9 protein-coding genes are annotated in these 12,923 nt (G+C 59.9%); all 9 read right to left on the bottom strand.

The window, feature by feature from the left end; all coding sequences use genetic code 11:
* Window positions 1-210: 210 nt before the first annotated feature.
* The 9 genes from B195_RS18330 to yaaA all read right to left on the bottom strand — a co-directional run bounded on the left by B195_RS18330 (window position 211) and on the right by yaaA (window position 12,827).
* Window positions 211-1,332: a mannuronate-specific alginate lyase gene (locus B195_RS18330; RefSeq protein WP_003440069.1), complete on the bottom strand. Its 1,122-nt coding sequence runs from the start codon at window positions 1,330-1,332 to the stop codon at window positions 211-213.
* Window positions 1,333-1,340: 8 nt separating this feature from the next.
* Window positions 1,341-2,774 carry an alginate O-acetyltransferase gene (locus B195_RS18325; RefSeq protein ID WP_003440072.1) on the bottom strand — a complete coding sequence of 478 codons (1,434 nt, stop codon included), beginning with the start codon at window positions 2,772-2,774 and terminating at the stop codon, window positions 1,341-1,343.
* Window positions 2,775-2,785: 11 nt separating this feature from the next.
* On the bottom strand, window positions 2,786-4,357 hold the full coding sequence (algG, locus tag B195_RS18320; RefSeq protein ID WP_003440075.1) for a mannuronan 5-epimerase AlgG: 1,572 nt from the start codon (window positions 4,355-4,357) through the stop codon (window positions 2,786-2,788).
* Window positions 4,358-4,383: 26 nt separating this feature from the next.
* The gene (locus tag B195_RS18315) at window positions 4,384-5,859 is read right to left on the bottom strand and encodes an alginate export family protein (RefSeq protein WP_003440078.1); all 1,476 of its coding nucleotides are present in this window, start codon (window positions 5,857-5,859) and stop codon (window positions 4,384-4,386) included.
* Window positions 5,856-7,337 carry an alginate biosynthesis TPR repeat lipoprotein AlgK gene (gene algK, locus B195_RS18310; protein WP_003440091.1) on the bottom strand — a complete coding sequence of 494 codons (1,482 nt, stop codon included), beginning with the start codon at window positions 7,335-7,337 and terminating at the stop codon, window positions 5,856-5,858. Before algK ends, B195_RS18315 begins: the two co-directional genes overlap by 4 nt.
* Before the next feature lie 2 nt (window positions 7,338-7,339).
* The gene (locus tag B195_RS18305) at window positions 7,340-8,509 is read right to left on the bottom strand and encodes an alginate biosynthesis protein Alg44 (RefSeq protein WP_003440092.1); all 1,170 of its coding nucleotides are present in this window, start codon (window positions 8,507-8,509) and stop codon (window positions 7,340-7,342) included.
* A gap of 35 nt (window positions 8,510-8,544) precedes the next feature.
* Window positions 8,545-10,026 carry a mannuronan synthase gene (gene alg8 / locus B195_RS18295; protein WP_003440094.1) on the bottom strand — a complete coding sequence of 494 codons (1,482 nt, stop codon included), beginning with the start codon at window positions 10,024-10,026 and terminating at the stop codon, window positions 8,545-8,547.
* Between the two features lie 71 nt (window positions 10,027-10,097).
* On the bottom strand, window positions 10,098-11,414 hold the full coding sequence (locus B195_RS18290; RefSeq protein ID WP_003440095.1) for a nucleotide sugar dehydrogenase: 1,317 nt from the start codon (window positions 11,412-11,414) through the stop codon (window positions 10,098-10,100).
* A 633-nt stretch (window positions 11,415-12,047) separates the two neighbouring features.
* Window positions 12,048-12,827 (bottom strand): peroxide stress protein YaaA, encoded by a 780-nt coding sequence (yaaA, locus tag B195_RS18285; RefSeq protein WP_003440096.1) that lies wholly within the window; start codon window positions 12,825-12,827, stop codon window positions 12,048-12,050.
* Between the last annotated feature and the right edge of the window lie 96 nt (window positions 12,828-12,923).

The raw sequence follows: 12,923 nt of genomic DNA, 5'->3' as shown, positions 1-12,923 counted from the left end.
CTTCTCCGTGTTGACCAACAGTAAAGGGCCAGGCCCCCCCAAACCCCCCATGAAAAACTCGGGGGGGTAAATCGATGCAATCCCTTCTTCGCGTTTTCCCTTTTCCCCTCTGTAGGAGCGAGCTTGCTCGCGATCTTTTGATCTTTTGATCTTTTGATCTCGAAGAGCTCGCGAGCAAGCTCGCTCCTACAGAAGGGTCAGGGTGGTGGGCTATTTGCCTTTTTCGTGGGCCGGGTCGTAGACCCTGGTCAAGTCACCACCCAGGCGAAAGGTCTTGAACGGTTGCATGCCGCGTTTCATTTCAATCACCTGCGGGGTGCAGGTGTAGAGGGTGCAGAACGGTTCGAGCCAGGCGAATTTGGCGTCGACTTTCAAGTCGGTCATGTCCTGCTTCTTGCCGTTCTTTTGTTCGAACTCATCCGGGTTCTTGACCCCGCTGAGCACGCGCTCGCCCAAGCGTTTCAGGGCGCCGTTGTTTTCGTTGCGCAGGTCCACGCCATTGACCAGGGCAAAGCTGGCGATCATCGACAGGGGCGGCAGGGCGTAGTTGTGATAGGCCAGGGCGCGTTGCTGGCGCTTGAGTTCGTTGGGCAAAAAGCCCTGGGCGTCGACTTGACTGGCGCCGACCCTGAACTCTTTCACCGACCAGTCGAACAGGTCGCGACGGTTGGTGGCGATGGCGGTGGCCATCACTGACCAGGCCGACCAGTACGAGTGGTTATTGGTTTTTTCCAGCGGCAGGTTGTCCCAGTCGCTGACCACCTGATCCGCCATTTTGCTGAACCAGGCCTCGATCACCTGCGCCTGCTGTGGATGCCGGGCCAGGGGCTGCGAACTGGAGAATTTCAGGCGGATATAAGACGAGGCCATGCTGCCCAGCGCCCATTTGCGCATCGACTTGCCGGTGTGATTGAAGTCTTTGCTCATCAGCGCATCGGCCTCGGCCCAGGCAGTGAGCCAGTTCAGCGTGCATTCAAGCTGTTGCGGGCGACCGTCACGCATGAACTGCATCACCTTTTTACTGGTACTGCGTTCCAGGGTGGTGATGCCGGAGGTGGCGTCGCGGAAGGCTTTTTCCGAGTCGAGATTAAGTGTCGAGCGGGCCTTGTCCGAGCCTTCGTATTTGCTGCGAAATTCCAGCTTGCCGGTATACGGCTGCGGCATGCTCCCGCAGTCGTTTTTGAAATCGCCGGTTTTAAAGGCTTCCACCGGGGCGTAATAACCCTGGGGCGGGCGCAGTGCTCCGGCGGCGTTGGCGGTGCTGGCAAACATCGCCAGCCCGAGAAGGGCGGGGGTCAGTAATGAACGTAGTGTGATCGGTGCAGTTGGCATCAGATACCTCATCGTCCGGCCTGCGCGTCGGGATGCGCAGGGGAGGGGAATACGTTGCGTTTGCAGAGTCGGGCCTCGACTTTCTGCGGCTCGGCCCCGGCTTGCGGGCCCTCGATTTCAATGGCCAGCAAGTTCTGGCTGGCCCAGTCTTCGTCAGTGCGCAGCTCGAAGGCGAAACGCCCGTCGGTGTCGGAAGTGGTCGGCTTGTCGATTTTCAGATTCTCGTGGCGTCCGTTCATGTACCAGAGGGTGGCTTGCAAGGTTTTCACCGACGGATCGGCGAAGCGGATGTCGATTTGGTGATTGGCGTTGCGCAGGTCCAGGTTGCGGCTATTGACCAGCATCTGGTTCGCGCCGGGCTTGAGCGTGGTGCTGTTGCTCAGGAGCGCGGGCTTGCCTTGGCAACCGTTGTCGAGCAGGGCCAGCATTTGCCGGTAGGTGATCTCCTGATCGAGGCGATACAGCGGCGAGAACTCCCAGATCAGCACCTTGGGCGGGGTTTTCTGGAATTCTTCGCTGCCCAGGTACTGCAGCATCGAGCCCTCAAGGCCGCCACCGGGGAAGGCGACGTTGAGCACGTCGGCACCGATGTACTGCTCCAGAAAGCCCGAGAAGTTGTAGTTCTTACCGCTGTGGCTGGTACCCACCAGGGTGATCTGCGGGTTGCCCGAATCACCGAACAGGTCGCCGTCAGCGGCTTCGCCCCTGGGCTCGGTGCTGAACTGGTCCATGTACTGCACGGCATAGCTGGTGCCGCATAACTGGCCGGCCATGTTGTGCAGGGTGCCGGTCTTGCCCATGCGCCCGGAGATTCTGGTTTCGAATTCACGCCGGGGAATATCGGCGAAAGCGGGGATTTTTTTCACCGTGTCGGCAACGATTCTGGCGGTGCGTTCGGCGCCGTAGGGTGTCCAGTGCTGGTCGCCGCGGAAGTAGAAATCGTGGGCCTGTCTTTCGTTGGTCAAAGGCGACAGGTCAGGCACGTGGTAGCCCATTTTGGCGAAGCGCCCGAGCATGGCCTGGTAGTTTTTCAGGGCCTTGTCGTAGTCGTAGCGGTCACGCTCGGCAGGCATCAGTTTGTTGCGGTTGACCAGCCCGCGGGTCGGTTGATACACCACCACCAGTTCCACACCTTTGCTTTTGAACGCATCGTGCAGTTGCTGCATGCGTCGGTAGCCGGCAGGGGTAGTATCGAATTCGGTGCGCAGGTCTTCCTGGGTGCGGAACAGCCAGTCGCCTTCAGCCTGCACCAGGGTGGTGAAGTTTTGCTGGTAGCGGGTGGTGTAGTTTTTCGCATCGTGGGCTTGGGGGCACAGGTTGCAGCAGGGTTCTGCGTTGAACGCCGGGGCTTGAATCTCATCTGCCTGCACGCCGGCACTGACAGCGAGGATGGCGGCGGTCAGGCCCGACAAGCTTAGAAATTTGATCATTTTGGGGGGCATAACAGTCATCCTCAGTCGCGCATTTCGGTCTGGCGTTCAACGGGGTCGATCAGCACGGCTTTTTGCTGGCGCACCAGCAGGTCGAGAATCTCGCTCTGACGCTCACCCAGAATGCCGTTGAAGCTGATGCCGCTGGATTTGCTCGGGGCCAGCATCGATACCCGATACAGCTCGATGCTCAGGGGCGAGTCGATACTCAGCGGGCCGCTGCCGTTACCGGCCAGTTCGCCGCCCACCAGGATCAGTGACACCTGGGTGTCGAACGGGTCGAGGTCGATATCGCGATCGGTATCGGTCAAATCCTTGATGTGGCCGTAGATGCCGGTCAGGCCGTTGGCCAGGGCGATGTTTTCGTACAGCCGGATATTCACGCTGTTGCGCACCCGGATTCCGTGGCGACGGTTGTTGATCACCTTGTTGCCCCACAGCAGGTTGTCGCCGCTCTCGTACAGGGTGATGCCGTCGGTGTGGTTCTGGAAAATCTGGTTGTCGGCAATCAGGTTGTTGGAACTGTTGCGGTCGATCACCAGGCCCGACAACTTGTTGTCATGGCTGCGGTTGTTGAAGATGAAGCTGTCGTTCACCTCGCGGGAAATGATGATCCCGTGCTTGCGCTGGGTCCCGAATACATCGTTGTCGGCGATGATCAGCCCGCGGGAACGGTCATGGGGGTCGATGCCGTAGACGATGTTGTCGCGGTAGGTGTTGCCCTTGACTACAAAGTCGCGGGTTTCATAGCAGTAGAAGCCGTACCACATGTCCGAGAATTCGGAGCCCAGGATCCAGCCGGTGGGCTCATCGCGCTTGACCACCTTGGCCATGTTGGGTGTGTACTGGGAAATACTCACCCCGTACGACTTGCTGTTGGCGTAGCCGAAGCTGGCCATTGTGCTGTTGACGATATAAGTCTCGGTGCCACCCCAGGCCAGCAGGAACGGGCGAAACTCTTTGGCATCACGGAAGGTCGCCGGGCCGTTGGCCTTTTCGCGCCAGCCGGTAACCTTGGTGTCGCGTACGAACAGCTGGCCGTCGTTGACCATGAACGCACCGGCTTCTTCGGACAGGCGCAGTTCCCTGGTGCTGCTGTCGATGTCCAGAATGCCCTTGTGTCCGACCACGATCGGCAAGCGTGCCAGGTACACCCCCGGTGCGGTTTCGCTGAAGTATTTTTTCGGCAGGCGGCGGGCCAGATCCTTGAGGTTTACATAGCCGTCGTCGATGAAAATTGCCTGGGGGATACCGCCCTGGCGCACCACCCATTCGGCCATCTTGTTGTCGCCGCCGATGAAATCCTTGAGGGCGTTTTCCTGCATCATGCGGCGCACGCTGACCTTGCCGGCGGTGCTGCGCACGATCTTGGCCGCAACTGCTTCGGCGGTGTAGCCGCTGATGTCGGGCAGTGCCGGTTTGGCTATTTCCAGCGGCGCACTGGGGGCAGTACGCACGGTATAGGTCCTGGCCTGTTGCAGCTCTTTGGCCAGGCCCGGGCGCAGTGGCTCGACATTGCCAAAGGCGACTGAACTTGCCAGCAGCAGGGCGCCGGCCAGCAGGCTGATTGCGCCTTTATTGGCAGGATGGTTCATCTCTCGCACTCCCGTTGGCGTGGTCATCAGAAGCGCCAGATCACGTCGACAAACGCGCGGTGCATGTATGAGTCGACGCTTTTGCCGTAGGCATCGCCGGGCTTGAATACACCGCCGCGAAAGCGCACCAGCGCCGAAGGTTCATCGATGGACTGGCTGAGGGCGGCCGGCAGCAGGCCTTGTTTGAAGTACTTGGTGACCACCAGGTCCATTTCCTGACCGAGGTCGTTTTTGCCGTCGACCAGCGGCAGCGAGGTGCTGGAGAGCAGGCCGCTGGTGGGGTCTTCGCTGTTTTCTACGGCATTGATGCCGTTGCTGCCCACCGGTTTGCTGGCGTCGACGCGCCAGAACTTGTGATAGACCAGGCTGGCGTCGTAGTCCTCGCGCAACTGCCACGAGGTGAACAGGCTGGCGCTCTGGATGTTCTGCATCTCGCCACGGAAGGCTTCGCCGAAACGGTGGACCCGCGAGCGGGTGCCGGTGAAGCTGGAGCGGTTGCTCTCAAGCCCGGTCTGCTGGTAGTCGGCGCTGGCCCGGGAGTAGGCAGCGCCCACTTGCCAGTTCGGATCCAGGCGCAAACGTACCCCCAGGTCGGTGGCCCAGCCGTCGACGTCGTCACTGGTTTTGGCGTCGGCTAGGGTGCGCCCGTCGACCGTCGAGGTGGCCAGGGTGTCGCGCTTGCCGGTCATGCCGGTGACGCTGGCCCAGTAATTGACGGTGTTGCTGTTGCGGTAGTTGTAGGCGTCGCTGTTGGCCTCGATACCGAGCCAGGTCAGGTCGCCGTTACGGGTTTTATCCAGGGCGTCGACTTCTGCGCCTTCGTGTTTGAGCTTGCCGTCGTCGTGGCTGTGGTGGGCGCGGACGCCGACCCATTGGCCGGGCTGCCATTGCGCCGAAATGTCGCCGTACAGGTGCAACCGGTCCTGATCGTCCGGGGCCAGTTCGCTGAGGTCGGTGCGGTACTCGCTGAAGCGCTGGGCAGCACCGAGGTTGGCCTTGAGCAGGGTGGTGTCGAAGGTCCAGTTCAGGGCTTCGATATTGGTATCGCGCCACATGCCGTCATCGTTGTGCAGGCGCTGGCGTCCGAGTTTGAGCTGCTCGCCGGGGTAAGCGGTGAAGCCTTTGTAGCCGATCCAGAATTCGCGCAAAGCCAGATAGCTTTTGTCCGGTTGGCGCGCGTCATTGCCGCTGCTCGATTGCTCTTGATCGGACTGCTGCAGGGTATCGGTTTCAATAATGTCGCTGGAGGTCACGGCCTGGCCCATGGCGTAGGCGCTCCAGTTACCGCGCTCGCCATATACCCAGGGGCGCAGGTCCAGACCCACGCCGTTGACGTCGCCTCCCTCGCGGGTGCCCAGGTCGCGGTCGTCTTCGGACTGGGCGGTGACTTTCAGGTCCAGCCCGAAATTCTGCTCGTCGGTCAGGGCGGCCAGGGTCGGACACGACCACAGCAGGGCGAAAGACAGACCAATGCCGGCTTTCACAAAGGGATTCAGGGTCATAGGGCTTCCTCGCCGTTTTCTTGTTCCAGCGACTGCACGGCCAGGGCGTTCTGGCTCAGGCTGGCACGCAGCGCTTGTTCTTTTTGCAGCAGGCGCCGGGCTTGTGCGCGCTGCTCTACGGGTAACTGCTCGTCGAGTTGCGCGGCCAGCTCGTTGCCCTGCGGGGTGTCCTGGACTTTGGCCAACTGGCTGAATACATAGGCATTGAGCAGGTTGGGGCGGGTGCCCTTGCCCTGGGAGAACAGCTGGGCGATGGCGAAGTCGGCGCTGTTCTGGCCGTTGCGGGCGGCCTTGAGCAAATGATCGAGGGCTTTTTGCGGGTAGACCTGGCCCAGGTAGCCCCGGCGGTAGATCTGCCCCAGGTAGTAATCGGCGGCCACTTCTTTATCCACTGCCTGCAGGAAATGCGCCTCGGCTTTTGCCGCGTCCGGGGTCAGCCACTTGCCGTCGTAGTACAGCTTGCCCAGCAACAGTTCGGCTCGCGGCTGGTCTGCGGCCCGGCCGTTGTCCAGGTACTCCTGCAATTGCGCGACATCGCCTTGTTCCGGGAAGTCGTAGAGCAGTTGCGCGAGGCTGACCCAGGACGCCGGGTAAACCGGTGCGATGTTCTCCAGCAGCGACTTGGCCGTGTCCGGGTCGGGAGTGCCGAAGGCGGTCAGCACCCGGGCGACCCCGTCGACCCGCTGGGCTGATGCCGTGCCACGGCTGTAAGCGTTTTGCAGTTGCTTGAGCAGGTGTGCCTGTTGCTCGGTTTTGCCTTGTTTCTGATAAACCGTGGCCAGCTCGACGTAGCAGCTGTCATTGCTGGCCAGCGCCTGCTTGCAGATGGATTCGACTTGATCCAGATGCTGGTCGTAGGTGTCCTGGATGCGATAGAGGGCAATTTGTGCCAGGCCCGCCTGGGGATAGCCGGCCGCGAGCCACTGGCTGATTTGTTGTTGCGGGTTGACCTCGGGGAAGCTCTGCGGGTGCTGCAAATACAGCATGGCCAAAGGCGTGAGGCTGCTGGCGTCGCCGCTGGCAAAGGCTTGCTTGAGCAAGGTTTGCGCTTCGTGCAGTTCGGCTTCGCTGGCGCCTGGCTTGGCTGCCAGCAAGCGACCCAGGCGCGCCTTGGCCCGGGGCGAAGTTTTCGCCGCTGCCCGGTAGGTGGCTTCGGCTTTTTTCAATTGCCCGGCGTCGCGGCTTTGCATCCAGATATCGGCCAGGCCAACCTGGGCCTCGGTGTAGCCCAGGTCTGCCAGCACTTGGTAGTTCTGTTGCGCGGTGGCGATATCGCCGCGCTTGAGCGCTTCATTGGCCAGGCGTTGATCGGGCAGGCCGGAACAGCCGGCCAGGGCGATGGCCAGCAGACATAGCGCGGTAATCTTGTGGGAGCTGGCTTGCCAGCGATACGGTCCATGGGGTTGGCCTGCAACACCGGGGGGATGCAATCGCTGGCAAGCCAGCTCCCACAACTGATTGGGGGTAGGGTTTGTCATGGTTAAAGACCCGCGGCCATGGCTTTGTCGATCAGCCAGTTCAGCGACGGCCCCCGGTCGCTGCTGACTTCAACCGGGCGGCCGGTGAGGGCGCTGTCGAGCGGGGCGTCCGGCTTGATTTGCACGCGGATGTCCGAGGACAGGTTGTCGCTGTCCAGGCTGGTGCTGCTGATGATCTTGCCGCTGCGCACGGCGTCTTCACCGGCCACCTGGAAGTTGACCCGGGTGCCGGGCAGTACGTTGCCAAACTGGCGATAGCTGAAGCGTGCTGCCACGTCGGCTTCACTGTTGCGCGGTACCAGTTTGAAAATCACGTCGCCCTTGCTGGCGTACTGGCCGTTGGCGACCAGTTGCTCGGCAACCACGCAGTCACAAGGCGAGGTCAGGGTGCCGGTCATTTGCTTGCCGAACAGGGTTTCGATGTTTTCGGGTTGCAGCTGGTTTTCGTCCAGATGGCCCTTGAGCACATCGAGCATGCTGGTGCTGAAGGTGGCCAGGGGCGCGCCGTTGGCCGCCAGCCGGTCATCCTTGATCAGGCTTTGCACGGTGCCGTCGCGGGGCATGGTGATGTTCAGGCCCTGCACGCTGACCAGTGCCGACTGGGCGTGGGTCACGAAGTACAGGCCGTAGACCGATTTGGCCACGAAGCCGAAGGCCAGCAGGCCGACGACAAAAATCCCGGCGCTGAAGGTGACGGCTTTGAACCGCCCGAATGGGCTCATGCCGCTGCCACCGTCCTTGACCTTGCGCGCCTTGGTGAAGTTGTCGCGCTGCAGGGTGGCCAGGACTTCGCCCATGGTCACGATGTCGCCGCTCAGGTGCGAGGTGATGAGGTGGCGCAAGGTGGCAATGTCTTGCAGGTCGAGGTTCTGGAACTGGCAGCCGACGCGACCGGTCTGGCGGTCTGCGTTGCGCACCAGCAGGTCGACGTCCATCGTCAGGCCCAGGTTGTCGATCACAAACTGTAAGCGCCCCTTGATCAGGTCGCCGGCCTTGAAAGTCTGGTTGGCGGCGTTGAAGCTCAGGCCCCCGGCCGAGAGGTCAATCAGCTTGACCTCCATCGGCGTACGATCAGCGCCGGAAAAGTGCAGCCTAGCCGGGATTTTGACCCGCGCATGCTGACGCTGGGCTTCAGATTCGTGGACAACGTTGGCGTTTACTTGAGTGTTCATAAGGTCTTGTTCCTGGTTAATTCGATCGAAGCGGTTCAGACCATCAGCAACAGCACGGCGACGAAGATGCTGCCGGCGGAGAAGGTCATGGTCCGGGACGACCAGGTGTTGAACCAACGTTGAAAGCTGGCCAGATCACGGGTCAATTTGGTGTCCTGACGGGTCCAGGATTGCTGGTCGAGGCGGAAGAACACGTAGATCTTCACCAGGGCGCCAACGATCTGGTTGTAATAAAGAATCAGCGGGTAGGCCGGGCCGATCCGGTGCCCGGAGCAGGCGAGTAACAGGGTCAGAATCAGGCGGGTGAAACCGATCCACAGCAGGTAGGCGATGAGGAAACTGATGCCGTATCGGGCCGTGGCGATCAGCGCGGCGGTCAGGCCCAGCAAAGAGGTCCACATCGATACCCGCTGGTCGAACAGCACCAGGCTGGTGAACAGGCCCAGGCGTTTGACCCCCAGGCCCAGGGCCCGGGCGTTCTGGCGCAGGTTGTTGCCGTACCAGCGAAACATCAGTTTGCGGCTGGCCTTGATAAAGCTTTTTTCCGGCGGGTGTTCCACGGTGTAGATGGCGGCGTCCGGCACGTAGAAGGTGTCGTAACCCAGGCGCATCAGGCTGAACCAGCTGGACTTGTCATCGCCGGTCAAAAACTTGAAGCGGCCCAGGCGCCAGTGCTGCAGCGAGTCGCTTTCCACATCGGCGATAAAGGCCGGGTCGGTGACCACATTGGCGCGGAATACCGACATGCGCCCGGTCATGGTCAGTACGCGTTTGGACAGGGCCATGGAGCACATGTTGATATGGCGCTGGGCGAAGCGCAGCTTGTGCCATTCGCTCATGATGTAGCCGCCGCGCACTTCACAGAATTCGTTGGTGGTGAGGCCGCCGACATTGCCGAACAGCTGAAACCAGGGCACGGTTTTGCGTACTACGCCGGGGGCGAGCACGGTGTCGCCGTCAATCACTGCAACCACTGCGCGGTCATCCGGCAGATGGCGGGAGATGGCGCGAAAACCAAAGGCCAGGCCATCGCGCTTGCCGGTGCCGGCGATGCGTACGAAGTCCAGTTTGACCCGGGCTGGCGGGTTGAGGCGTTGCCACATGCTTTTGACCAGCAACTCATCGGATAGCTCGACCAGCGAGCAGACGATGGTGGTGGGCAGGCCGCAGTCGATCGCTTCACGAATCACCGAGCTGTACACCTGGGCGGTGGTCAGGGCGTCGATGCGAAAACTGGTGACCATCAGGAACACGTGGGAGGGGTCGGCAGACGTGCCCAGCTTGCGCACTTTGCGCCGCAGGTGCGGGTACACCACATATAAAAACAGCATGCCGCGCAGGAAGTGCGTGGCACCCATTGAGTAGCGCCAGATACCCACGGCGCCAATCAGGAAAATAAAGTTTTTCGACTCGGCGTCGAAGATCGATGTCGGCAGCGCCAGGGCGAGACCCATCAACAGTGTCAGGTAAAACAGCCAACCGGCGGCCTGGAGAAGGCCGTTTTTAAGCCTGGGCATGATCAGTATCCGTTTGGGTTCTGCGCGGCCCCGCAGGAGCAAGCTCGCTCCTGCGGGGGGATATCGGTTTGTTACCAGCAGATGCCTTCAGTGCGGCCGGTTACGCTGGTGGCCCGGGACATGAAGCCCACCAGGTCGATCACTTGTTTGCCGTGGGGGGCGTTTTGCGCCAGGGCGCGGAATTTTTCGTCGCGGTTACCCAGGATGATCAGGTCGCTGTTGTTGATCACTGCGTCAAAATCCGAGTTGAGCAGGGACGAGACGTGGGGGATTTTCGATTCGATGTAGTCTTTGTTCGAACCATGAACGCGGGCGTATTCGACGTTGGTGTCGTAGATGCTCAACTCGAACCCCTTGCCGATCAGCATTTCGGCCAGTTCAACCAGCGGGCTTTCACGCAGGTCATCGGTACCGGCCTTGAAGCTCAGACCGAGCAGGGCGACTTTGCGTTTGTCGTGGCTGGCGACGATGTCGAAGGCGTTCTGTACTTGTGATTCGTTGCTGCGCATCAGTGAGTTGAGCAACGGTGCTGCAACGTCCAGGGAGCCGGCGCGGAAGGTCAGTGCACGGACATCCTTGGGCAGGCACGAGCCGCCGAAGGCAAAGCCGGGGCGCATGTAGTACTGCGAGAGGTTGAGGGTTTTGTCCTGGCACACCACGTCCATCACTTCGCGGCCATCCACGCCGACTGCTTTGGCGATGTTGCCGATTTCGTTGGCGAAGGTCACTTTGGTGGCGTGCCACACGTTGCAGGTGTACTTGATCATCTCGGCCACTTCGATGTCCTTGCGGATAATCGGGGCGTCGAGTTCTTCGTACAGTGCCTGCAGCACATCCCCGGAGGCGGTGTCGAGTTCGCCGATCACGGTCATTGGTGGCTGGTCGTAGTCGGCGATGGCGGTGCTTTCACGCAGGAACTCAGGGTTTACTGCGACCCCGAAGTCGATACCGGCTTTTTTGCCCGAGCATTGCTCAAGGATCGGGATCACGACATTTTTCACGGTGCCCGGCAATACGGTGCTGCGTACCACGATGGTATGGCGCGAGGTTTTGTCACGCAGCACCGCGCCGATTTCACGGCACACCGCTTCGATGTAGTTGAGTTCCAGGTCGCCGTTTTTCTTGCTCGGCGTGCCGACGCAAATCATCGACACATCGCTTTCACGAATCGCCGAGGCAAAATGGGTAGTACCGCGCAGGCGGCCGGTCTGGATGCCCCGGGCCAGCAGTTCGCCCAGGCCGGGTTCAACGATGGGCGACTTGCCGAGGTTGATCAGGTCGATTTTATCCTGGGAAATATCCACTCCGATAACTTCGTGGCCACGTGCAGAGAGGCAACCGGCGCACACGGCACCGACGTAACCCAAACCAAATATGCTAATGCGCATCGCGTATACCTCTGTCATCTAAAGTGTGGGCGAGCCAGGAATTACGGCGAATAAAGTCCGCAACGCCAGGAATCGGCATTGTTAATGTTCAAACTTTTTTAAGTTGTGCGAATGGCAGTCAACTGATGATTTACTGCAAGGCGTGCCGGGTGAAGGGGGCAGCCGTGTATTGTCGATGATCGTCTGTAAATCGTTGGTTTTTAAACGATTTAATGCCGCTCGTGATGAGGGGTGACGCTCATTTTTATCACGCTTACTTCAGTCGTATATACCTTCGAAGTTGGAGCCTTGGTTGTAAGTCATATCCTACAATCCTTGTAATAAATGTTACGGGTTCTCTGAGCGGCGCTTATGGACATAGTTCCAATCCGTTGATCGCGTTTTCTCGGAATATGAACATTTACGAAAAAGATGGCACTGGTCTCATATTGATGGCACTTGAGGTTTGGCCCTTTAATTACGGGTAGTTAGTTGTGGCTAATAGTTAAGTGCCATTACCGGACAAAAAACAGGGTGCCATTACGAAAAAAATTCACCGTTGTCGAGTGAATTTAAGTTCATGGAGCACAGAGACAGGATTTTTACAGCGCGACGCATGCTCTGTGGGGCAGAGCTGCGTCATAAGGGCGGGGGTTACTCGGGGGCGTGATCACGCAAGAAGACCAGCAGGTCAGGTTTTGACTGCTCGGCACTGTAGCGATAGCCCTGCTCATCGAACTGCTTGAGCAGTTCCGGGTTATTGATCCGCTCCTTGATCACAAAGCGGCTCATCATGCCCCGGGCTTTTTTCGCATAGAAGCTGATGATTTTGTGCTGACCGTTTTTCAGGTCCTTGAATTCGGTGTTGATGATGCGTGCGTTCAGGGCCGGTTTTTTGACCGCCGAGAAGTACTCGTTGGACGCCAGGTTGAGCAGCACGTCATCGCCCTGTTCGGCCAGGGCCTCATTCAGCCATTCACTGATGCGCGTGCCCCAGAACGCGTAAAGATCCTTGCCTCGGGCATTGGCCAGCTTGGTGCCCATTTCCAGGCGGTACGGCATCATCAGGTCCAGTGGGCGCAGCAGGCCGTACAGGCCCGAGAGCATGCGCAGATGAGTCTGGGCGTAGTCAAAGTCGGCTTCACTGAAGTCCACGGCGTTGAGGCCGGTGTACACGTCGCCCTTGAAGGCCAGCAGCGCCTGCTTGGCGTTTTCCGGGGTGAAGGCCGGTGTCCAGCTACCGAAACGGGCGGCGTTGAGGCCCGACAGCTTGTCGGATAGATGCATCAGTTCGCCAATCTGTTGCGGGCTCAGCTCGCGCAATTGCTCGATCAACTCCTGGGAGTGGTCCAGGTATTGCGGCAGAGTGAACCGCGCAGTGGCCGGCGGCGTCTGGTAATCGAGGGTTTTGGCGGGTGAAATCACCATCAGCATGGGGTCGTCTCCTTTTAGCGTCGGGCGATTCTAGGCGCTGGCGGGTTTTGACTCCACCTATGGTGGTGATAGAAAGCCCTCGTCGCTGACAAGGTA

The sequence above is a fragment of the Pseudomonas sp. Lz4W genome, assembly GCF_000346225.2.
Taxonomy (GTDB): domain Bacteria; phylum Pseudomonadota; class Gammaproteobacteria; order Pseudomonadales; family Pseudomonadaceae; genus Aquipseudomonas; species Aquipseudomonas paraversuta.
Note: the sequence above shows the minus strand (reverse complement) of the source record. Positions and strands in the feature narration are given on the sequence as shown.

Excerpts from the sequence above, each read along its gene's own strand:
- B195_RS18330 (WP_003440069.1), bottom strand. The coding sequence starts at position 1,332 with ATGCCAACTGCACCGATCACACTACGTTCATTACTGACCCCCGCCCTT.
- B195_RS18325 (WP_003440072.1), bottom strand. The coding sequence starts at position 2,774 with ATGCCCCCCAAAATGATCAAATTTCTAAGCTTGTCGGGCCTGACCGCC.
- algG (WP_003440075.1), bottom strand. The coding sequence starts at position 4,357 with ATGAACCATCCTGCCAATAAAGGCGCAATCAGCCTGCTGGCCGGCGCC.
- B195_RS18315 (WP_003440078.1), bottom strand. The coding sequence starts at position 5,859 with ATGACCCTGAATCCCTTTGTGAAAGCCGGCATTGGTCTGTCTTTCGCC.
- algK (WP_003440091.1), bottom strand. The coding sequence starts at position 7,337 with ATGACAAACCCTACCCCCAATCAGTTGTGGGAGCTGGCTTGCCAGCGA.
- B195_RS18305 (WP_003440092.1), bottom strand. The coding sequence starts at position 8,509 with ATGAACACTCAAGTAAACGCCAACGTTGTCCACGAATCTGAAGCCCAG.
- alg8 (WP_003440094.1), bottom strand. The coding sequence starts at position 10,026 with ATGCCCAGGCTTAAAAACGGCCTTCTCCAGGCCGCCGGTTGGCTGTTT.
- B195_RS18290 (WP_003440095.1), bottom strand. The coding sequence starts at position 11,414 with ATGCGCATTAGCATATTTGGTTTGGGTTACGTCGGTGCCGTGTGCGCC.
- yaaA (WP_003440096.1), bottom strand. The coding sequence starts at position 12,827 with ATGCTGATGGTGATTTCACCCGCCAAAACCCTCGATTACCAGACGCCG.